General features: G+C 42.3%; 15 protein-coding genes. 6 read left to right on the top strand and 9 right to left on the bottom strand.

Going from position 1 to position 21,923, the window contains the following annotated elements:
• Positions 1-19 precede the first annotated feature (19 nt).
• From CRO54_RS12970 to CRO54_RS12960, 3 genes are all read right to left on the bottom strand, one after another.
• Positions 20-5,671 carry a hypothetical protein gene (locus tag CRO54_RS12970; protein ID WP_097132506.1) on the bottom strand — a complete coding sequence of 1,884 codons (5,652 nt, stop codon included), beginning with the start codon at positions 5,669-5,671 and terminating at the stop codon, positions 20-22.
• A gap of 20 nt (positions 5,672-5,691) precedes the next feature.
• A complete protein-coding gene (locus CRO54_RS12965) occupies positions 5,692-6,234 on the bottom strand; it encodes a hypothetical protein (RefSeq protein WP_138765825.1) in 543 nt (180 codons plus the stop codon).
• Positions 6,235-6,415: 181 nt separating this feature from the next.
• The gene (locus tag CRO54_RS12960) at positions 6,416-8,665 is read right to left on the bottom strand and encodes a hypothetical protein (RefSeq protein WP_097132504.1); all 2,250 of its coding nucleotides are present in this window, start codon (positions 8,663-8,665) and stop codon (positions 6,416-6,418) included.
• Positions 8,666-8,890: 225 nt separating this feature from the next.
• Between CRO54_RS12960 and CRO54_RS12955 the strand changes: the two genes are divergently transcribed.
• Together CRO54_RS12955 and CRO54_RS12950 are read left to right on the top strand one after the other, a co-directional pair.
• A complete protein-coding gene (locus CRO54_RS12955) occupies positions 8,891-9,241 on the top strand; it encodes a helix-turn-helix domain-containing protein (protein ID WP_097132503.1) in 351 nt (116 codons plus the stop codon).
• Positions 9,242-9,444: 203 nt separating this feature from the next.
• A complete protein-coding gene (locus CRO54_RS12950) occupies positions 9,445-10,926 on the top strand; it encodes a Fic family protein (RefSeq protein ID WP_097132502.1) in 1,482 nt (493 codons plus the stop codon).
• Positions 10,927-10,969: 43 nt separating this feature from the next.
• Here the strand turns inward: CRO54_RS12950 and CRO54_RS12945 are convergent, their stop codons facing one another.
• Entirely contained in the window at positions 10,970-11,317 is a 348-nt protein-coding gene (locus CRO54_RS12945; protein ID WP_138765824.1) for a hypothetical protein, read from the bottom strand.
• Between the two features lie 237 nt (positions 11,318-11,554).
• On the opposite strand from CRO54_RS12945, the gene CRO54_RS12940 reads away from it, so the two are divergent.
• The 3 genes from CRO54_RS12940 (at position 11,555) to CRO54_RS12930 (ending at position 13,287) form a co-directional block, all read left to right on the top strand.
• A complete protein-coding gene (locus tag CRO54_RS12940; protein ID WP_097132500.1) occupies positions 11,555-12,382 on the top strand; it encodes a LytTR family transcriptional regulator DNA-binding domain-containing protein in 828 nt (275 codons plus the stop codon).
• A 110-nt stretch (positions 12,383-12,492) separates the two neighbouring features.
• On the top strand, positions 12,493-12,933 hold the full coding sequence (locus tag CRO54_RS12935; RefSeq protein WP_138765823.1) for a MauE/DoxX family redox-associated membrane protein: 441 nt from the start codon (positions 12,493-12,495) through the stop codon (positions 12,931-12,933).
• Positions 12,934-12,993: 60 nt separating this feature from the next.
• Positions 12,994-13,287 (top strand): hypothetical protein, encoded by a 294-nt coding sequence (locus CRO54_RS12930; RefSeq protein ID WP_097132498.1) that lies wholly within the window; start codon positions 12,994-12,996, stop codon positions 13,285-13,287.
• 31 nt (positions 13,288-13,318) lie between these two features.
• Here CRO54_RS12930 and CRO54_RS12925 read toward each other — a convergent pair whose 3' ends face one another.
• The 4 genes from CRO54_RS12925 to CRO54_RS12910 all read right to left on the bottom strand — a co-directional run bounded on the left by CRO54_RS12925 (position 13,319) and on the right by CRO54_RS12910 (position 20,751).
• Complete coding sequence (locus CRO54_RS12925; protein WP_171047906.1) at positions 13,319-14,575, bottom strand: TlpA family protein disulfide reductase; 1,257 nt, start codon at positions 14,573-14,575, stop codon at positions 13,319-13,321.
• A 44-nt stretch (positions 14,576-14,619) separates the two neighbouring features.
• Positions 14,620-15,996, bottom strand: a complete 1,377-nt coding sequence (locus CRO54_RS12920) for a RagB/SusD family nutrient uptake outer membrane protein (RefSeq protein ID WP_097132496.1) — start codon at positions 15,994-15,996, stop codon at positions 14,620-14,622.
• Positions 15,997-15,998: 2 nt separating this feature from the next.
• Positions 15,999-19,364 (bottom strand): TonB-dependent receptor, encoded by a 3,366-nt coding sequence (locus CRO54_RS12915; RefSeq protein WP_097132495.1) that lies wholly within the window; start codon positions 19,362-19,364, stop codon positions 15,999-16,001.
• Positions 19,365-19,581: 217 nt separating this feature from the next.
• On the bottom strand, positions 19,582-20,751 hold the full coding sequence (locus tag CRO54_RS12910) for a FecR family protein (protein ID WP_097132494.1): 1,170 nt from the start codon (positions 20,749-20,751) through the stop codon (positions 19,582-19,584).
• A gap of 168 nt (positions 20,752-20,919) precedes the next feature.
• Between CRO54_RS12910 and CRO54_RS12905 the strand changes: the two genes are divergently transcribed.
• Positions 20,920-21,369 (top strand): hypothetical protein, encoded by a 450-nt coding sequence (locus CRO54_RS12905; RefSeq protein WP_097132493.1) that lies wholly within the window; start codon positions 20,920-20,922, stop codon positions 21,367-21,369.
• A 67-nt stretch (positions 21,370-21,436) separates the two neighbouring features.
• Here the strand turns inward: CRO54_RS12905 and CRO54_RS12900 are convergent, their stop codons facing one another.
• Complete coding sequence (locus CRO54_RS12900) at positions 21,437-21,808, bottom strand: hypothetical protein (protein WP_097132492.1); 372 nt, start codon at positions 21,806-21,808, stop codon at positions 21,437-21,439.
• Positions 21,809-21,923 lie beyond the last annotated feature (115 nt).

The raw sequence follows: 21,923 nt of genomic DNA, 5'->3' as shown, positions 1-21,923 counted from the left end.
ATATTTTGAGATCAAAAGGTCAGTTTCCATTGCTGATCATTGGGATTAATGATGAACAGCCGTTTTCCTTGATGAGATATACATTCACACGAAACGGGTATCCGTATGGATGGATAAAGGTCAATTCGATACCTCCAGGAATTTCAGTAATCACTGGCGTAGGATCACCATGGATCACGTCGTAAGTCATCGATACCCCATCCATCTGCATGACCTTTACTTTTGTGGGACTAAGGATATACGGGCTAAAATCACAGGGATCGTCATCACAAGCTTCAACGATCTGTCTTTGTAGTTCAATTGTACTGCCTTGCGTGACTTTGATACTGTGTCGTCCGGTATGTGCATCCGTACTTAGATTCGTAGCAGATCCGAATTTGAAATGGCCGTCTGGACAATTTTGGAAATCGTAATCCTCAAAGCCGTTAAAACCAGATTGCCTGCGCATGGCATTGGCAGTACTTGCCGTGGCAAGAGTTTGATTATATCCCATGTGCGTAGCTGAAAAACGTCCAAGAGCATCCGCCTGTTCGATAGCCTGTCCATAAGGACTAAGCTCCGATACCTTTGCCAGATAGGTCCAGTTTTGATGGTTGATGGCCCATTTTCCGTTGCTTAATCGAAAGAATGGAAGGAACGATCCCATTAAACCATCTTTTCGGAGATTGGTATTGTTGTTCTCGAATGTCTGGGTTCGGTCACTCAGGTGTTTATAGGTAGCCGAGGGTGTCCAGTTCCCCTTCATACCAGCTACATAGGGGTTTTGAATTCCGTTCGGACTACAATCACAAAAGGCCTTCCACTTGTCGCTGAATTCGATGCTTTCTGCATCCAGCACCTTGTCAAATATATTAGAACCCAAGGTGTTCAATGGGTTTTTGAGCATGGTGACCGTTCCTACAGGTGTTCCCTGCTGGTTCCGTTTTCCAGAGCGAAGCACTTTTAAATACGTGAAAGTACCTTGCAGCGGCGTTCCATCCTTTTTCAAAATCCGAACTCCTGTTGCCCCGGATTCCGTCACCCATCCAAGAACCTGTCCGGAAGAACTCTTCACCAGTACTTCATCACCTTCAAACAGATTGGCACCAGTAAAACCATTACTGTACCCGTCGCTAAAGATATTTGACGTAGTGGAAGTGAAGCCAAGATTCTTATACGCTTGCCCCATTCCAGGATAAACCCAATGCGCTGGATAAGTGAAATTGTAGATTGTGTCCCGGTAGGCATTATTCACAGAAGTCAACAGGACATCTCCCGTTTCCGAATCGTAGGCCAGATTAGATGTTTCGATCTGTGAGTCGTAGTCAACTGCGACGGTCCGAGTAAGGATACCCTTTCGTTCAATTGTCTTTGCGAAAACGGCGCTCCTGAACTCGGTCTTCGATTCGGAATAATTCGCGCCAAGGATCATGGGAACCAGTACGAAGGGCATGGTGTAATTAAGGTTTATCCCTAAGTTCCCCGATTTCATTTCAGATTTGTTCTCCCGGAAATCCGCTACCGCTTCGTAGGTACGTCCAACAGTGACTGTTTTGATCCCTCCGGACGGGGTTATGATGCGGACATCGTTATCCAAGCGATTGGCAGGAATTCCTTCAATCGTTTCGGGTTTTGATTGATAGATGTATTTTACGGATGAATATGGCGCTTGCTGGTCTTCGGCAAATATCTCAATTGATTTTGGCCTGCCGTGCATGTCATTGTTCTCTACCACAAAGCCTTGGCTGGCAGCCATCAGATCCTCAGTCTTTGCATAAAGCAATAGGTTAAGATTGAACTTGCTTGGCTTTACCTCCACGCTGGTACGTTCCGTGATCGTCGGGAAGTCTTTTGCCGTATAGAATTCACTGACCGTGTAGCCGGTGGCCGTTCTTTTTACGCCGTCACGTTCCAGGTTTTTGACCAATACTTTGGAATAGCCAACTGATGGTGTTGGAAAAAACTGTTCGCCAAAAGGCGTTTCCATGTAGTTTCTAACGTCCGGCGCCCACGTCATCGAGATATCGTTGGCAACATAGTTACGCCATACATTCTCTTCGCCACCGATCTGCGGCTCATAACTGGCAACGCCACTAGACTTGCCATCAAAAACATATTGATATTCCTGACCATAGTAGCTCTCCTGTCCATTGTGCACCATCTGGTCCCAGGCATCGTAAGTACGGATTTCCCGAACCCGATAACCGCCACCCAACTTGGCAAAATTGGGATTGTTCAGACGGATCCAGCTTTTACCTGTAACGAGTACCGTTCCGATCTTTTTGTTCCAAATCGGTTTGTTCGGCCCGGTAAACAACTCTCCAAAAGAGGCAAAGGCACCGATCAGGGAGTTGGCAATTTCCAGGAAGTTTGCCCCCTCGCTCTGCGGGTTGGCCTGACTGGACGGTGGAATGATCCGCGATAGATAATTGCGTGCAAACTGTACACTGCTAATGGCAATGGGATTATAAACGGCATTTTCACTATCCTTTAGTTTTCCCGGCCTTAATTTTATGTAGCCATTTGCTCCCTGGGATCCGATCTCATCGATGATCGCATATCCCGGAACGTAATCAAAATGCTCATTGTCTTCGTCCATCGACATTAAAGCCTTGAAGTAGATCACATCGTCTACTGCCGCATATTGGTCCGGAGTCGTACCTGGCATCATTTCGAAATAGAGCTTCCGGTTGGTTTTAATGTCATCGCTGATTGAACACTTTCCATCGGAGCATCCTTCCACGCCGATGATCTTGAACATCTGCTTGGCCCGTTTATGCTGCACATACCCATAGTCATCGGCTTCGTAGCTAATGGTCATGCGACCTCCGGTGGGCAGATTGATCGAACTGAGATTCCATGCCGAAGCCCAGGCATCTGCATTGAACTTGTCAAAGCCCGAATAAGGGAACTCGGCGTTGCTAAGGGGATCTGTAAGTTCGTTACCACTTAGTCCTGTTGGATTGGGCTTATACGTTCCCCAGCGATCAACATTGTTGGAATTGTAATTGGGATTGAAGTAATCATAATAGAATGTGTAGGGTGTCCGCTCACCTTTGTAGGATTTCTCATGGGTAACATAAACAGACTTCAATGTGAGCTTTCCGCCTTGTCTGGCATCAGTTGATCCTGCATCCAGGTTTCCGGGATAATTGCGGCAGAGGCTGTAATCGTAAACGAAATGTACAGTTTTGATGGGAACTGCACCTGCACCGTTTAGTCGCAGATCTGCTGCCGAATACAGCATTAGGCTATCGAGTTTTTGCATTTTCGCATTGGATGCGTTCAATCCCCCGAATTCATTGGTAACGGCAACTGCATCCCTGCGATCAGAAGTATAGCAGATCATCACGTGATTTTTGGTCTTGATCGTATCGAGGTACCACAGTTCTTTTTCTCCATAGATGTAATTTGCCCTGTCATCGGTGGGATCGGTATTCAGTCCGCGGTCATGCATGGCCTGCGACTCTTGAACGGGATTCCTCCATTTATAGTCCTGTGCTTTCTTATATTTGAATTCGACGAATCCTCCAAGATCATCCCTGCTTGGTCCAGGGATTTGATCGCTGTCCACGTAATTAGCACTCAGCAATGCGGTAAGCAGGTATGCATGTGCATATTGCGGAACCGTTTGCGCATTAAAATGGTTGTCAAGTCCTCGGGTATTTCCAACGGAAGCATCTTGACCGCTATAGCTCACCAGACGCGTATCCCAGTCTGGAGCCAGCGCTGAAGATTTTCCTTCGCCAACAGCGAAAGTCACATTGCGCTGTATTTTACTGTAGGCCGGCAGACCATAGTAATATCTGGAACCATCCATTTTGGTCACCGTAAAAGCGCCGATGTGATGGTCAATTCCAGTAGTAGTGCTGGCGTAAGCATTCGGGGGCAATTTGGTCGGACCAACACCTCCCTTGATCTCCGCTACCGTGAGGCTGCTCATCGGCTGGTTTCTCCTGAACCGAAGACTTTTTGAGTTGTGCAGTGCATAAGTATCACCAGCTTTGGTCCTCAAGGTTCCTGAAAGTTTTTTAGGATTGGAAAGCGGAAAATATGCTGCTTTTGCGCCTCCAATCTGCTGGAATTCGGCATCGCTTTCATCATAGGCCATCTCGTCGGCATCGCGGAAAGTACCTCCCTTTGTATTAAATCTTATCTTTTTGGCGGCGTCGTTTCCTTCCATCCATACGCCTGAATTTCCCTGGGCGAAAACTGCCCCAACATCGATCCCGGCCTTAAAAGTTGCCCCAAGTCCCACCTCGCCACCGAGGGTATAGGAGTTCGTGGAACTGGTCACCGATGGATCGAATACATATCCCATGTCCTGGCGGTCCATGCGGTAGTTTCCGGCAACGCCTTGTCCACTGATGGAATAGACGTCGTACATCAGGAATGGAATTGGCAATGCGGGTGTATTCTTGGTAAAAGCGGAGTTGTTCTCCCGATTAAAATCAAGCATCGCGTTAATATTTCCCTGACCTTTTTCAAGATGGCTGTAGCCATAGGCAGAGAGTGTCCTAGTATTGCTTGCCAATTTGCTTTTCATGAAAAAACCAGAAAAGGAACCTGCCGGATCATTTCCTACCAGGTCGGCAGAAAGTTTGAACCTTGCAGTAAATGAATTGGCAGTAGTGGAAAATGGGATCTGAGGAACAAAGCTTGACATTCCAAAATTAAAGGTCGATCCCAAACTTGTTCCAATATCTTCGCGACCAACCGTGCGGGCTGTCTTGTTTTTTGTTGGTTTAGCAATATTGTTAGCGTTAGTAGTTAGTCGGCGTTCCTGCGAGAGATTTACCGAAACCTGTTGCAATCCCTGTCTTGAATTGAATGATGATCCGATCGACAGCTTGTTGACCACATCGTCTGCTTTATTGCCATCACTTATTGAGGCATAGCCACCGACCGACGCACCACCTTGGCTGCTTCCTGTGTACTGCATTCCCACTTCGAACCCTATCTTCTTGGCGATATTGAACGATGGCCCGATGGAAAACTCTGCGCCATACCCCGAATAGTTATTGTACTCCACTCCAAGCGTTGCAGACAGTCCCATCCCTGTTTCCTGCCCAGCTATATTAGAGAGGTCCACGGAGAAAAGCTCGTAATTAAATCCGGCACTTGTTCCTACCGTCCAATTCGGTTTTTGGTTGTACTCCTGTACTACCTGTTCGCTACCGTTGAAGTCGTCAGGAATACCACGCATGCTACGGTTGATCACTCCTGGATTTAGAGTCCATCCCAGACCAACCCACGAAGCTTCCTGATCCATTCCTGCACCGGCACTGTATGAAAGATTGATCGGATAACCGTCTACATCCAGCAATGGAATGTTGTAAGAAAAATCACCTGTAAAAAGGTTAACCAGTTGGTCAGCGCCACTTGGTGAAAAACTTTGGTACTCGGGCTGTTCCGGTCCTCCTGGTCTCAGGAATTGTTTCGACAGAAATTTTTGCTCGTTCTTATCAGTTTTCTTAAAAGTTGTAGCACCCGGATTGATTTTGCTTTGTTTATTTTTAACCCAGTCATCAGCAGGCGAAATGGTTGAAACAACATTTGAAGCGGTTCTGATGTTGCTCCTGCCATAGGTTAAAGCTGGCGCAGTACTTTCAACAAATAGCAGCACCGCAAGTGACAGGGCATCAAATCTGATCCTGTATGTTTTTGGTATCATCGAGTTGTTATTTTTCATAAGTTTCAGTTTGTGGTAGGTTAGTCGATGCGAAATCTGGTATTGTAGCTATTGCCTTTGGGATCGGTAACGATAAGCGTGTACGTTCCTACAGGATACGTATCGGTACGGAGATAATAAAAATCCCTTCCCGTCTTTTCAGGTTCGTCGCCAGCACCTAATTTCTGGTCGTGTCCGAACTGTACGGGCATTGCTTCCCCAATTTCATTGGTTATGCTGCTCCTAGGGTTTCCCGAAATCTTATACCGACTCGGAAACTTGAAGAAAAATCCGTCTCCGCTTACCTCGTAGGTCGTTGAACTATAATCAGTATTGAGTACTGCATACTTGGCTGGGATCAGCACCTCCCTGTAGAGCATAAACTCCCATGCTTCGGATTTCTCCACGATGACATTATTGACCGTTTTCTCTAACTGCCAACCATAACGTTTGCCAAATTGCAGTTCGGGAGCATCAAAGGGATAAACCAATTGAAAACCGGCTATCCCATTGATACGTAGCAATGGCTGGTTGACCGTTACACCTGCCAATGCACCCTGATTAGGATTAAGCTGTGTCAACACATAATTGTACCGAATATTGTCCCGCCCCTCGGGGGCCTGAGTATAATGCCATGTAAATACGGGATACCGATGGTCGATGGTATCCCTATCGGGAAGGGAAATGAGCATGATGTTGCTCTGGGCATCTACCAGCCAAGTGGTCATCATCGCCATAATAAAAAGTGCGTGTTTGATCATCATATTATATTTTAAAGCGTGTTTGAATGGTCATTAAATAAGGGAACTGCTCATATTGCAAGCGATAATAGCTTCTGTAAAAGTCGCCCAGCACAAAGCGTTCTGCCCGCATGCCGATATCCATGAATTTATAGGCAGCCCATTGGATGTCGAGGTGTCCGCCCAAGCTGTTCTCGTTCAGGAAGTCACTTGCCAGTTTCAATCCTGCACTCAATTTGATCTTTTTCAGGTTGTACTTGCCTGAAAGACCAAATACATTGGTGCCCGACGCAACGCCCTCGATGTTCCGGAAAAAATAATCATAGGAGATCGCAGCGGAAAAATCCTTGTCGCCGATCGACTGGATCAGCCCGAACTGGGTGTATTTATTTAATCCTACAGAATCGGTAATCAGATAGTCGTTGTAGGTGGCTACGGTATTTGCTTTTAGGCCGAGCAGTTCGTAAGTGGAAACAACATTGGTTCCGATCAGGTAGTTGTTCCCTTTAACAGTTAAGTCAGATCCAGGAAACATCATCCGATGATGGATGTGGTTCACAAAGATCGAGTAGCTTAGGTAGCTCGTGTAATTTCCGCTTACACTGGCCCCGGCAACATTTAGTCTCAGATCGTTCATGCCTTGGATCATCCGTAATGTTTCATCCTGTCGGAACATCAGGCCAAGCTTGATGTATTTGGACAGTCGGTGGTTTGTTTTTACCTCTACACGCTGGTTGTTTGGCTGCATCATCCCGAAGGTGCTGGTATTGGCATAGGTATCAATCCTTCTATACGAGATAGAAAAATCTGATCGAATCCTGGTTAATGTTTGCGTATATCTGCCGAGCAATAAGTTGGACTGGTACGCAGAAAATACCGATTGGAAAACCCGCAGCTCAGTTACGGTATCCACTTGTCTATTGATGGAGGTCTTGCCGTAGACCACATCAAAAGCGCTTCCTTTCCAGAACTTGGGAACATACCTCAAGTCCAGTTCCACAGAAGCTGCAGGATCATAGCCCTGTTGACCTGTAATTTGCCCTGGTGCGATAAAACGTGTATTTGTCAAATAATTGAACCCGATGAAGGCGTGCGTACCTTCTGTCGTTCCGTACCCAGATTTGATCGCTGTCAGCCAGCCATTATTTTTGATCTGCTGGAAATCGAAATTATTGAAAACGTTCTGGTTATAGTTGAGCTTGTTCTGTATCTCATTGGTACTGAACATCAAGTTGTTTAGTGTGAGTCCGCTGGCTACCGAAAGGTAAAGCTGATGATGCTGTAGTTCAACGTGCAGCCCTTTTATTGGAACATTTTGCCCAGACATAGCGGTGGTTCTGGGATAACTGAGACCGACATCAAAAGTCCGGATGCTTTCCAGAAAACCGAATTTGTTGAAGCCTCCATTAACCTGCGCCGGATTACCTAGCTGCGATTGGTAAGTTGCCGACAGTTTCTTGGAAGTATTCAATGTCGTTTGCAGGCTATCCATTCTATTCCGAAGTGTGACAATTCGGGAATACACATTCGAAAGGCTATCAGCGTATTGCTGGTAATCTATTGGTTTGGCAATGTTCGCTTGCTCCAGACTGTCTGGAACCCTACCCGCGATACTGTCCCGCATTCGAGCAGTTGCTTGCTGCTTTTGTCTCTCGACCTCACGAGCGGCCAATCTTTTGAGCTGGTCCATGGACACTTCCACATATCCCATCAATCCATTGAGTTCCGCCTGCTTGCTATGTAGCGAGGTCTGCTGTTTTTCAATATCCGAAATGGAACCGATCAGCTTTTGTTTTTGCTGTTGCACCAACCTTTCCTTATCCAGACTCAAACGGAAATAATTGTTTGCACCCAAAGGCACTTTCAGGGAAGAATAGTTGAAGCTTACGTTGATCGGTAGACCCACAACGGCCGTTGAGAAATTGCCGGAAGTATTGAAAATACTTCCAATACTGCGGCTAGTATCGATAAATACAGTATTTAGACCATAGGCGTAGGCCAAATCGATCTGCCCATGTGTATTCGCCAGGTCCCGCAAAATTGTAGTCCTGATGCGTCGACCCAGCGAATCCACCTCCACCATGGGCATAGAAATATCTGACAGCTTCGTTAGCCGATTTGCTACATCTTTAAAATCAAATTGTTGCTGTACAATCTGCGACGAGGTTACTTTAAGCGTGTCCTTCTGATCGGATTGTGCAAATACCGTTGAGGTACTTGTGAACAGTGTAGCCAGTAAGAGTAGTATGCCTGCATCCGCAGCGCAAGTTTTCATTCGTATAAGTTGGCGTGAATAGCCCTGGTTCTATTTTGGTTATAAAAATTTCAGGTGCAAAATTATTAGAATATTCAAGACCGAAGTCGATAAGCAATAAAATTTGCACTATGATGATGCAATTTCCTTTGACCAAAATTATACACTATCTACATAACTGTAGTGTTTTAAAAGTTCAAATTTTGAAATAATAGTTCTATTTTTGAACTAAAAAGACGCTTTCTCATGATAACAGATGCACACACTAAGATCAAACAGCTCCGTGAACTGAAAGGTATTACCAGAAAGGAAATGGGTGACCGGCTTGGGATCGGTGACCGCGCCTACGCGAAGATAGAGACTGGCGAAACCCATCTTACCATCAATCGGCTTAACGAAATTAGTACAATTCTGGACATCGACCCTATGAATTTACTTGGCTTTGATACCAAGCAGATCTTCAATGATTGTAAACAAGAGGGATATATTGGGATTAACTATATCCAAGTACCTGACAAGATGATGGATCAATATGAAAGCCACATCCAAAGCTTAAAGGAGCAGATACAAACATTGACAAGCCTTCTTGTAAAATGATCTGAACGAGCTTTTATCCAGAAAAGTTTGTAAAAAATAGCATGTTTAGCCATAAAAATTTGTAAATTGCATCTGTAGTTGCTGACTTAGCCAGAAAGATTTGCATACCTTATCCAGAAAAGTTTGTAAATTTTGAATGTTTTAGCCAGAAAAATTTGTGTTGAATTATCCTGCATGGATTTTTAACCAGAAAAATTTGCAATATGGACAAGAACATCCCACTTCATTTACAGGAAATTATTTTCGCTTCTAGCGAACCTGAGATCAGTAGAGCGATATCTGCATTCGTCAAGGACGGTAAGCTTAAGCAGCTTGTTCCAAAGGTTTACACCTCGAACTTACAGGAAGCAGAGACAACAATTATCAAGAGGAATTTATTTAAGATCCTGGGACATCTCTATAAGGGGGCTATACTCAGCCATCGCTCGGCATTTGAATATCAGCCTACATCCAGTGGTGATATATTTGTCACGCATGGTTATGATAAAAAAGTCGAAATGCACGGGGTAACCGTAAATTTCCTAAAAGGGCCAGGCGCCTTGGAAGGTGATCTGATCTTTATGGGAGAACTTCACGTTTCTCAAAGGGCCAGGGCTTTTCTGGAATGCCTGCAGCCGTCGAGAAGACCGGGAGCGAGTTCAAAAACATTGACATTGCCCGAAATTGAACTGAAACTGGACCAGATTATCCGTGTAAATGGCGAAGAGGGTATCAACGCAATTAGGGATAAGGCGAAAGAAATTGCGCCTCAGCTCGGTATGGAAAAAGAGTATGCACAATTGGACAAGATGATCGGAGCACTATTGAGCACCAAACCGTCCAACATCCTAACTTCACCCATTGCACAGGCTCGGGCGTTTGGCTCACCTTACGATCCCACACGTGTAGACCTTTTCCAACATCTTTTCGTAACGCTACAGCAAAATGAGTTTCCGGAGCGTCCCGATCCCAATCAAACTGTGGAAGCCTACCGCAATTTCGCTTTCTTTGAAGCTTACTTCTCAAATTTTATCGAAGGTACAAAGTTCAAGGTAGAGGAAGCCATCAAGATCATCGAAAGTGGGAAACCTCTTCCCACCAGGTACGAAGATGGTCATGACGTTTTAGGAACATATCATATCGTAAGCAATCGGCAGGAAATGCAGATAGTTCCTACAACACCCACTGAATTGATCGACATCATGAAGTATCGACACAAGATCTTGATGAGTGCCCGACCAGAGAAAAAACCTGGGGAGTTCAAGGACGTTAACAACAGAGCGGGGGCAACCGACTTTGTAGATTTTAACCTAGTGAAGGGAACACTGGAAAAAGGCTTTGATTACTATGCCGCCCTACAACATCCCTTCGCCAAAGCAGCTTTCATGATGTTTCTGGTAAGCGAGGTCCATCCATTTCTTGATGGTAACGGAAGGATTGCAAGGGTGATGATGAACGCCGAACTGACCTCGACCGGTCAGGCAAAAATCATCATCCCAACAGTTTACCGAACAGATTATCTCGGAGGACTGAGATCGCTTACCCGCAGAAACGAACCAGAAAAATATATCAGGATGCTGTTAAGGGCATGGAAATTCAGCCATACGATCGCAGGCGAAAGTATGGAGGACATGCAAAGTATACTGGAAAAGAGCAATGCTTTTGAAGAAGGAGAAGAATACATATTAAAGATTGTTGGAGAATAAAAAAGGCTGGTACTTGTACCAGCCTTCCTTCCATCAGTTCAATTTATTTTCCAGAAAATTGATAATGCTGCAACCCTCGCACAAAACAGTTGACGCTATCAACATAGTTCCATTGCGTTGTAAATTGTCCTGCAGTAATATCCATTATATTGCAGTACGCCGTTACAAATGTCCAAGCATCGAGATCCACTTCTAAGTATAAGTACTTCCGATCCCGAGATTGATAAGAATATTTCGTTATCATTTGTTCAATTTTCAGCAATTCCAACAATCTCACCGGTACTTGTAACCATCCGTGCGAACTATCTGAGTACATAGTAAATTTCTTAATATCCATCGCAGTGATCTCCTGCCGGATCTCCAAAACTGCTATTTCATTTTTCTTTTCCATCTTGTTTTTATGCAAACCCCAATGGAGCGGGAGCGAAATTACCTTTGCGTAAAATACAAGCATGGAAAAGGGATTTGTTGACATTTTAGGGCGGTGAAATGAGAGAAGGTGAATATTAACACATCTTATTTTGTGTGCTGATATAAATTTAACGGTACGATCCGTCGGCATAAACGATTTTTTTTCTTTCTTGCAATTCAATCGCGGGCCTACTACAGAACAATAATTGCCGCTCGGATGAAAACACACCGCTATTCCCTCGTCTGGATACGTCTTGTCGTATCCTTTCTGGCCGCTTTCCACATCAATATCAATGGTCACTGGGACCTGATCCCAAAAGCAATTGTTAACCCATTGTTTTACGTCGCATTTATACTCAGTGTAGGTATATCTTATCTTATTCTCTACATCATCCATACCAACAACGACAAATTAAACCGTACGCATCCTTGGCGAAAAAACCGTATCAAAAGAATATTTCTGCAAATTCTACATGGTGTTGTAGTTCCAGCACTTGCAGACCTGGTGCTGATCAGCATCTTTTTTATTGTGTCAGGAAGGATTTCGTGGATACCTTTATTTGTGTTCCACGACATGGGTACGGTATTGATATTTATTGCCTTTGTTAATGTTATTTATCAAGTTCCAATTTCATTATTTGTAACAATTCCGGCGGCAAAGCAAGTTGCCGAGATATTAGAAATTAAACATAATGGTGTGGATGTAGTGCTGAATGTCTCTACCGACATTCTTTACATTTATAAAGATCAAAAGAACGTCAAGATCAAAATCATATCAGGACACGAGTATTCCAAAAAAGATAGTATAAGTAATATCGTTCAAACCTACGCCAATACCAGCTTATGTCAAGTAAATCAGTCCGCCATCGTTAACCTCGAAATGATCAAAGGAGTGAACACAGGAACTAGATCCAAAACATTAGATCTTCTCTTTAAACCACAATTTATAGAACTGATTTCAAGCAGCGAATTAGATAAATTATACGTTACCAGGAAATTTATGCAAGATTTTAAAGATCAAAGAAAAAAATATATGGCGGGATAGGGTAAAATTTAGGGCTGTATACGTCCTAAGCCCCTAAAACACTTGACTGGCATTTGAAAACCGTTTTACATTTGACCCAAGCCCCAAGGGTAAAACAAAACGCACACGCCATGAAAACACGAACCATTATTCTTGAAATCATTATTTTCTGTATCATCTTTTTGTGGGCATTTGATGCCCGTAATAAGATCGTTTTTCACGATGCATTTTACAGGCAGCTTGATTGGAACCCACTAGCTACAGATTATAAAGATTTCATTTTCTATTTTCTACCAGCGCTCGAAATTACTATTGCAATCACGTTAATCATTAAGCCATTTCGAAAGTACGGACTTTGGTTGTCCGCAGGGCTACTGACCTTCTTTACCGGATACGTATACTACATGCTGTACATAGATCCGAGCAAAGCCACGTGCGATTGCGGAAGCCTTATTTCTGGAATGACCTGGCACGGACAACTAATTATCAATACAGCTTTTCTACTACTCAACATAACAGGTCTGATCCTTTACAAACGAAAACAGCAGGATACAAACCTGATATACAAATGAAGAAAAACGGGGATGCCGAAAACCGGGATGTAGAGTAGGCAAATTCAAACATCATACACTATGAAAAAGTTAACAAGTACGCTGGGCGTATTCGCCGCAACAGCAGCCATTGCAGCAGCATTTGCAATGTCACCAGCTCCAACGAAGGTTGAAGCAAAAGCATCAAATGATCCACATTGGTTTTCACTAAGTAATGGTGATTACCTTGGGCAGGATACTCAAACAAATAAGCAGTCACAATGCGGAGAGGACCGCATTATGGATTGTGTAGTTGGTTACGATGAGTACGATTTTGAAAATAACGTACCGGAAAGTGACCCAATTATCCTTGAAGGAGACAAAGAGTTACAATAAAAGAAAAGGCAACCTACAAAGGTTGCCTTTTTCAAATATCTTCAAGTATTATTACTTTTCTTTTTCGAAAAACTCTTTCAATTTTTAAGTCAAACTTTACTAAATCTTTGTTCATTAAATCCAGATTTGACAAATCCCATCTTACATCAAAATTGATTTTGCCGTCGTTACCTGGACACTCAATCAAAACAGGAATATCATCAACTAGTTGAATTAAATTTCTTTGGACTAAAAATAATGGCACATCGTTTACTAGTGCGCGCTTTAATTTTTTCAGACTAAAAGTAGAATAACTTTTACGGTTGGGCTGATAGGTAGTTCGATATTTAAGCCCTTTGCCATTAGGACTTATCACTATGCACTCTATATCTCTAAACTCTTCGTGGCTTTTTATCTTAAAAAATTTATCTAAATCGGAGATCATATACTTACTAAATCCTTTAGTCGTATATCCGCTATACATCAGTTCATAACAGAATTGTGATGTTGTATCGACTATTTCTTCAGTACCCGTCTGGTAGGGACAACTATCTTTTCTTATCATTCTGGTCGGTAGATGTCGTGGCTCCCACGAATTATTCGCATATGCAAAATCATAGAGCTTCAATAGAGTTTTATTATTATTGAGAACACGTACGATTTTAGCAGCGGTGTCCAATTTGGAAAATGACCAACCTGCCAATTCCTTTCGGTATTTACTTAAATAGGAGTAAAAGAGTAATTTGTTCTTGTTTTCTTCATATCGTGTAATCATATTGGGCTTTAGTGCATTTCTAACCTCAATATCCATCTCATCACTTTTAACACTTAGTAATATTTTCTCTCCATTAATAAGCTTAATTAAATTTGATTTAGTAGTATTCTTTCCATCGGTTATTGCAACAACAATCCTATCTTTATTTATCCAAACTTGTTGCGGAAAACTAATTGCAGGAAAATATGCACGAACTAAAGTATCTTCTACAACCTGTTTCATTTGAATACCGGTTACAATAATATTACTTCTCCAAAACTCTTTGACAGCACTTTTTTTTTCGAAAGTTACAGGAAGGATTTGCAATACATCACCAAATTCCTTTTGTAAGCTGTCTAATTTAGGCATAGCGGAAATACATGGTACACAAGCAATAAACCATTGATCAATAATAATTGCTTTGCCGGAAAAATCACTTAATTTGCCCGAAGTGTCAGTGTGATTCAGCATCTTTTGTAAAACAATATCCGGAACTTGATCTCCAACAGTTAGTGGCTTTATCTTTTGAGCGCTTGAACTGAAAAATGTGAGCATCAACGATATTAGTAGAATGCTTCTAATGAGATTTTTTATCATAATTAATTGTATCCTGGGTTTTGAATTAACTTAGGAGCTGCCATCAGCTCATTAAATGGTATCGGAAATAAAGCATTTGAAGATTTCCATTCAGATTTTATCGGTGCTATAAGTTGATCAAGTTTTCTAATACGCTTCAAATCAAACCATCGCAGTCCCATTTCAGCAAAAAGTTCAAGCCTGCGTTCAGCTAATACCGCATCAATTAATGTCTGGCCTGAAAGCCCAGATAAATTTATTAGTCCTGCTCTGTTCCTCGTTTTATTCAAATCATCTATTGCAGTTGGGTCGTTAAGATGGGCTTTTGCTTCCGCTCTATTCAGAAAAATTTCAGCTAATCTGATCATCATCTGGCACTCTGTTTTCGGTGTAATTGGACGTACCTTGTATTTGTACGGATAGCGATACGTAGTTCCGGTTACGGTTTTACTTGTGATCCAATTTGTCTTCCTCTTGTCCGTTGATAAAAAGGAATTATATAAATCGGTCTGTATTGCATAGTTGGGTCTAATAGAAGCTGTGGTGAGAGGAATAAATGCTAAGGCTTCGAATGTATTGGTAGTCGCATTTCCGGAAGCAGTTTGCCAGATTGCCTCTGAACTACCAATTAGAAATGCACGATTAAGATCATTTTCTAAGCTGTAGATAGAAGTTTGAGCAAGTACCTCATTACTTGTGCTTAACACTTCGGGCCAATTTCCTAAAAATGTATTTACACGAGATTGAAAAGCCAGTACTGCATAATAGTTTGCCCGATATCGTCCTGTTGTTGGATAGTTGGGCTTTAGTAGACCTTTTGCTGTAGATAAATCGGAAATTATCTGCTCTTGTACCTCAGTAATTGGTGTACGCGTCATTTGTGTTACCGCTTCGTAATCTGTTGACGAAATAACCAGTGGTACATCGCCGAATAATGTGATTAGGTGCCAATAGCAAAAAGCTCTGATAAAGTAGGCTTCACCGAGCAGTTGATTTGTAAAATCAGGAGCGAGAGAAGATTTCTTTAAAGAAGCTATACAACTATTTGCTTGGTTGATGATCTGATACGGTTTCTCCCAAAAATTAAAATTGACCAATCCGTTTGTTGGGGATAGATTCCCATTATAAAATTCTGTAATATTTGCGTTAGTTGACGTGTAGATTAGTTCATCAGAGTACAAACCAAGATATGCTGTAGTTCCACCAGAAGCAAAATATAAGTTTGTTCCGGACAGGGTAATATACAAACCGTTGATTGCAGCGGTCGCCGTTTCCTCTGTTAAAAAGACTGTAGAACTAGCCAACTTGTTGGTAGGGGGTCCGACCGAAATGAAGTCTTTACAGCTTGTTGCCGCTGTAATTACTGTTAAAACGTATATGATTATTAGTTTTCTTTTCATAATTAATAGGAAATTTGAAGTCCAACAGTGTATGCTTGTAGTGCAGGCAAAATGGTAGGATTTTGCATTTCTGGATCAAAACCTTTCATTCGGCTGAATGTCAAAATGTTTTGAGCTTGTGCATAAATCCGAGCAGTTTGTGCACCGATCACGGATAATGTTTTCCTGTTCAGCGAATATCCAACTGTTACATTTCTTAGTCTGATATAAGATTGATCGCTGTACGAAAAACTACTGTTTGATGTATTATTTGCTTGAGTCCCTGGAGTTGCAGAAGTTATTTTCGGCAGATCAGAAATATCTCCCGGTGATTTCCATCGGTCGTTAAGGAGTAAGGGAATATTTCGCATTGTACCCGCCGGTAATGTAATTCCGTACAAATAGTAGTATGGGTTACGACCTGTCTGTTTCTTAAAATCAAAGAAAAACTGTAATTCGAAATTGCAATACGAAATTGTATTTTGCCAACCACCGTAGAATTTTGGATCAGTTGTTCCGTTTATTTGTCGATCGGCGATGGTTATTGAATTATCTGCGTTGGCATCAAAGAATTTTATGAGTCCAGTTTGTTGTTCAACACCTAAAGAGGTGTAATTGTAAATGCTATTTAGAGAATGTCCAATTACATACTGGTTCCTGTAAGATGAAGTTTCTATACCTGGAAAGGATCTTAATGTGTTTTTAGGTATAGTAAGATTTAAATTACTATTCCATTTAAACAATCCCTTATCTACTGACCCTGATAAACTAAATTCCCATCCTTTATTTTCGACTACTGCGGGAAAATTGGCTAGTACCGAAGTAAAGCCAGTTATTGCGGGAACCCTATAACTTACCAATTGGTTGCCACTTCGATTTTGGAAATATCCGGTAGATAATAAGATTTTGTCCTTTAAAAAGCCGAGATCTATTGCTGCTTCAAGTTTATCATTACGTTCCCATGCGTAATCTTCATTGTAAAGATTGTTCGGGATTAAACCAGGTGCGCCAACGTATGTTTCGGTTGGTGGCGACCAACTTTCCACAAATTGGTAATCACCAATCTGATCATTTCCGGTAATGCCATAACTACCACGTAATTTTCCAAAACTCAGCACTGGAATATTTTGCATCCATTTTTCGGATGAGAAGATCCAAGCTGCACCCACTGCACCAAAGTTGGCAAACTGCCTACCTGGTCCAAAGCGGCTGCTGCCATCACGTCTTCCTGTAAAATTGATCAAGTATTTGTCTTCCAAATTATAATTGATCCTACCGAAAACCGCATTGTATCTGTATAATGATGCTGCACTAGTAGCATCGATGGTACTAGCAGCATCAAAGTTCTCCAGCAAAGCTTCACTACTGTAGCCTGTTCCAGAAACCGATAAGCGATCATTACTACGTGACAGGAAGGTCATTCCTACGAGTGTGCTTAATTTACCTTTCCAGAGCTTTGCAGCATAATCCATTTGTGGTTCTATATTCCACGTATTGAACTGATTTTTTGCAAAATCTGCCGAGTGTCCTGGGTTTGTACTAGTCGGGCTTTTAGCTTCTGCCGGAGACAAGGACTTTTCGTTGGTAAACTGTTGGTTGTATCCAGCCAATATTTTCGCAGAAAGTCCTTTCCAAATTTTGTAGGAAGCATTTAAACTCCCTGCCAAATTGTTGGTACGGATGTTATAGGTCTCACGCAAATAGGCATAAGGGTTCTGGAAGGTTACTCCGTTATAAGTCCATTGCAGTTTTCCATTGGCATCGAAAAATTCGGGAGTATTTGGAGCGAGAAAGGTGTTAAACGTTAAATCGGATGATGGAGCACGGTTCTCTACCAAAGTGTAGTTCCCCGAGAAGTTTACTGTAAATTTTTTATCATCGGAAGTGTGGCTGATATTAGCCAGCATGCTGCCGCGCTGATTTGGCAGTTTGCCAGGAAACACAGAAGTTTCGCGGTAGTATGTACCACTTAACAAAAACTGTGTGGCGTTGCTACCGCCAGAAAGTGAAAGGTTAGCGTTAGTGGTGTGTCCGGTTCCACCTAAAAACTCTTTTTGGTAATCGGTGTAACGGTTCTGGTCAAAAACAAGAAGATCGGGTGCGTTGCTTATGGTCGGCGTGGTTCCAGCATTGGCAAATGCTTCCCTACGCATGGCAACATACTGTTCCGTATTCAGTAGGGCCAAGAGTTTTCTCACCTGTGTAATACCTTGGTTAAAGTTGGCGCTGATCTGCGTTTTTCCGGCTTTGCCCTTTTTTGTTGTTACTAGCACTACTCCGTTTGCACCCCGACTTCCGTAAATGGCGGTCGCATCGGCATCTTTTAAAATCTCAATACTTTCAATATCTGCTGGGTTTATCGTGTTGAATGGACTTACTCCGGAACCCTGATTGAAATTGTTGATCGCCGAATTAAGCATTTGAACGTTTTCATTTGCTGCTGCAAATGGAATTCCGTCAATCAATATCAAAGGTTGTGATCCCTGGGCAATAGAATTACGTCCACGGATCTGTATTGAAAAAGACGATCCTGGAACACCTGACTGTTGCGTAACGACTAAACCCGGAACACGACCAACCAATGTAGCCAATGGGTTTGAAACCGGTTGGTTTGCTATGTCTTTGGCAGATACGGAACCCACCGATCCTGTGTTTAATCTTTTGGTAGTGGTTCCGTAGGCAATTACCTGCACCTGATCTAATTCTCCGGAATGTTCGGTAAGGATTACATTGATCTGTTCACTGTTTACCGTTCGCTCTACAGAAGTGTAGCCCAAGAACGAAAAAACCAATACTTCGTTAGTATTGGCGTTAATCGAAAAGTCTCCGGAGTTGTCTGTGGCTGTCCGCCTTTCTGTTCCCTTCACTGTTACCGTAACGCCTGGTATCGGATCGCCTTTATCGTTTGTGACTTTTCCGCTAACCCTGTTTTGCTTGTTGGGTTCGGTCGTTCGCTTTGGAACCGTTCTCTCCTTTGCTTTAATGATGATCATTTTGTCCACGATCTGAAACTGCAACGGTTGGTTCTTTATGCATTGCTCCAAGGCTTCCTCTGCCGTTCCTTTTTGTAGTACGATAGTCACTTTAGCATCCTTCGGCAAATCTTTTTTCTCATAAAAAAGACTGTAGCCACTTTGCTTTTTGATTTCATCCAGCGCCTTTTCGATGGGCATATCCTTAATTTTTAAGGTGATAGTCTGCCCGTTAGCCTTAAATGCCAATACCTGCAAAGCCGATAGAAAAGTCAAAAGAATGATTAGGTTTAGCCGCATAATGAGTTGAGTTAGTGGCGGGCTTGCCGATCTGCCATTTCCTGGCAGAAATGCAATGTTTGCTCTTGCCTTTGCACAATTTGAAAGTGCAGGCAAAAACCCTATTAAAAAATTCATAAGTTTGTTCTGTTGGTGGTTAGTTAATCATTGTTGTTTCAAGTCGATGAGCATAAGACCCCAACGTTTGGCTGGTTGTGTTGTAGCACTTCCAGCCTTTTTTATGTTGGATCTTATTAACTATCTAAATTCTAAAAATTGTCTTCTACTGCATAGGCTCACATGTTTGGTTAAATAATCGGTTAGTTTGGTTTCACTTGTATTTATATGCTTTTATTTAGGGTTTGACAATCAGCAGCTTGCCTTGTGCCGTCTGCCTCATTTCAAAATTGATATCACTAAGTCTCAGTACCTTTAGCAATGACGCCAAATTTGCGTCCCTTCGAATACTTGCCATAAACCGTCGTTCTGGCAAACTGCCTTCGTAATGCACTTCAATATTGTACCATCTGGCAACGTCCGCCATGATGGTTTGAATGTCCGCATCCTTGTATTCTATCCTGCCGTTTTTCCATGCCATGGCAGTTTCGAGATCAGCTTCCTGCAATTTGATGCTATTTGCATTGACTATGGTTTGCTGTCCCGGTATCAAAAGTTTGGACCCAGTGCTGGTAATTACTTTTACTGATCCCTCTGCCAGGGTGGTAATGATCTGTCCGTTGTCCTGGTAGCTATTCACATTGAAATGTGTACCTAATACTTGGATTTTCTGTTTGTCTGTACTTACCGTAAATGTGCGTCCCTTATTTTTTGCGACTTCAAAATAAGCTTCACCTGAAAGCTCTACATGACGTTCGGCACCAACGAAACTTGTAGGGTATTTCAATGTAGACGCAGCATTTAGGTAAACTGTAGTTCCATCTGGCAAGGTAACGGTAAACTGTCCACCGTTAGGTGTTGAAATGGTATTATAGGCTGCCGAGTTGGGAGTGTTAGCCAATACCTCGTATGCTAGTTGTCCTTCGTCGGTCTTCAATATTCTTACTCCCTGTTCGGCTGCAATCTGCCCTGCATTTGCCTGGTCAAGTGAAATGGATCTTCCATTTCCTAAAGTCAAGGTTGCTCTATTGGTTCCCGCCGGAATGTCTTCGCTGATTTGGACAAAATCCCCTGATCTAACTCTACTGGTGATCCTTTGGTTCACAATGAAGATAAATACTGCAGTGGTAATGATGATTGCGGCAACATAGGGAAGCCAATGCCAAATGAGGTGTTTCTTAGGTTCCGGCTCCAAGTTCAGCTGACCTTTGATCTTGGAAAACACCCGATCCGTCTTTTCCTGCAGAAAGGAAAGATCCTCCGGCGGTTCTTGGCTCAAATATTTTTCGGACAGTTGTTCCAAACTTTGATCGTCAGCATTTCTGATCCGGTCAAAAAGTTCTTTCTTTTCGGCGTCAGTTATAGTGCCATCAAGATACTTGCTGTAAAGTGTTTCGATCCGTTTCATATCAAGCTTAGGTTTGCTCTTTAATTGTATTACGCTTGTCGAGAAGAAAGTGACTATTGATAACGAAAATAAATTGCAGCATTAGTACTTTGAACCTTTAATGCCTGTGAATGATCTTTTTTTTGGCAGCAGCAAATTCAGCGTTTGATAAAATTGTAAATTCGTATTATGGAAAAATTATTCGCCTCAAAGAATATTCACATTGTATCCATAAAGGACTTATACAATGATGAAAGAAGAATAGCTTATACCAGTAAACTCCTCAAGCTAAATGTACTTATAAATTTCTATGGCGTTGTAGTTGAGGATAAATCGGATGTGTACGAAGAGGTGGGGATATTTGCCAGCTATCTTGAAAATGACATTGTACATGTCTACGTACTTTTTATAAGCGACAACGTTTTGGGACCACTTCCTATTTTCAGGCTAGTAGTGGACGCCGTTGATTTCATAGAGAACTGTGAGGCAGGATCCGTGAAAGAGGACCTTAAAGCAATTTCCACATTTTATTCGAGCTTAGAAGACAGTGCGGAAAGCATGGACGATTATGATAATGCCCAATTTATTCATGTTAGGGCACTGGAACAAATAAAAATACGTCGACAAAACCTTAACTAAAATATGTCTAAGGTTATGATTAATGTATATCCGACAATCTAAGATGCCGGATATACATAGAATTAACTTAACGATATTCGTACGCAAAGGTGAGCGAACCTGTTGCTTCGTAGGCTCCATTGTCGTCAGTGGCAATTAAGATGTTATTGGTCATCTTTAGCCATTTTGTTGGCGGCGTTCGTGGTGTCGGAATTATTAAAGCAATTTGCAGCATGTTTCTAAATGCGATACCGCAGTTATAGCCAAAGTTGCTTGCCGCCGCAGATCCAATTCCAGACAAGTACGTAGTCTGATTTGCATCCAAATTGAAATTATCAGAGATCCAGGTTTTAAAACTGTTTTCGACAGCGGCTGCTTCCGCTAGGCGGTTGTGGGTGGTCATAGCATAAATTGCCGCGATCTTTGCCGCAACGCCATCAGGTGTTAAATTTTCTTTCATTGATTTAAATGGTTATTAATGTGATTTGTGGTTTAGGCGCCTAACCATTTATTAGTATTACGCTTATCAAAAGAAAAGTGACTACTGACAGAACTACAATATTTCATTTTGTAGT

The sequence above is a fragment of the Pedobacter xixiisoli genome (assembly GCF_900215335.1).
In the GTDB taxonomy this organism is placed as follows: domain Bacteria; phylum Bacteroidota; class Bacteroidia; order Sphingobacteriales; family Sphingobacteriaceae; genus Pedobacter; species Pedobacter xixiisoli.
Note: the sequence above shows the minus strand (reverse complement) of the source record. Positions and strands in the feature narration are given on the sequence as shown.

Bases quoted from the DNA above. Each gene is read 5' to 3' on its own strand.
- CRO54_RS12970 (WP_097132506.1), bottom strand. From the start codon at position 5,671: ATGAAAAATAACAACTCGATGATACCAAAAACATACAGGATCAGATTT.
- CRO54_RS12960 (WP_097132504.1), bottom strand. From the start codon at position 8,665: ATGAAAACTTGCGCTGCGGATGCAGGCATACTACTCTTACTGGCTACA.
- CRO54_RS12955 (WP_097132503.1), top strand. From the start codon at position 8,891: ATGATAACAGATGCACACACTAAGATCAAACAGCTCCGTGAACTGAAA.
- CRO54_RS12950 (WP_097132502.1), top strand. From the start codon at position 9,445: ATGGACAAGAACATCCCACTTCATTTACAGGAAATTATTTTCGCTTCT.
- CRO54_RS12945 (WP_138765824.1), bottom strand. From the start codon at position 11,317: ATGGAAAAGAAAAATGAAATAGCAGTTTTGGAGATCCGGCAGGAGATC.
- CRO54_RS12940 (WP_097132500.1), top strand. From the start codon at position 11,555: ATGAAAACACACCGCTATTCCCTCGTCTGGATACGTCTTGTCGTATCC.
- CRO54_RS12935 (WP_138765823.1), top strand. From the start codon at position 12,493: ATGAAAACACGAACCATTATTCTTGAAATCATTATTTTCTGTATCATC.
- CRO54_RS12930 (WP_097132498.1), top strand. From the start codon at position 12,994: ATGAAAAAGTTAACAAGTACGCTGGGCGTATTCGCCGCAACAGCAGCC.
- CRO54_RS12925 (WP_171047906.1), bottom strand. From the start codon at position 14,575: ATGCTCACATTTTTCAGTTCAAGCGCTCAAAAGATAAAGCCACTAACT.
- CRO54_RS12920 (WP_097132496.1), bottom strand. From the start codon at position 15,996: ATGAAAAGAAAACTAATAATCATATACGTTTTAACAGTAATTACAGCG.
- CRO54_RS12915 (WP_097132495.1), bottom strand. From the start codon at position 19,364: ATGAATTTTTTAATAGGGTTTTTGCCTGCACTTTCAAATTGTGCAAAG.
- CRO54_RS12910 (WP_097132494.1), bottom strand. From the start codon at position 20,751: ATGAAACGGATCGAAACACTTTACAGCAAGTATCTTGATGGCACTATA.
- CRO54_RS12905 (WP_097132493.1), top strand. From the start codon at position 20,920: ATGGAAAAATTATTCGCCTCAAAGAATATTCACATTGTATCCATAAAG.
- CRO54_RS12900 (WP_097132492.1), bottom strand. From the start codon at position 21,808: ATGAAAGAAAATTTAACACCTGATGGCGTTGCGGCAAAGATCGCGGCA.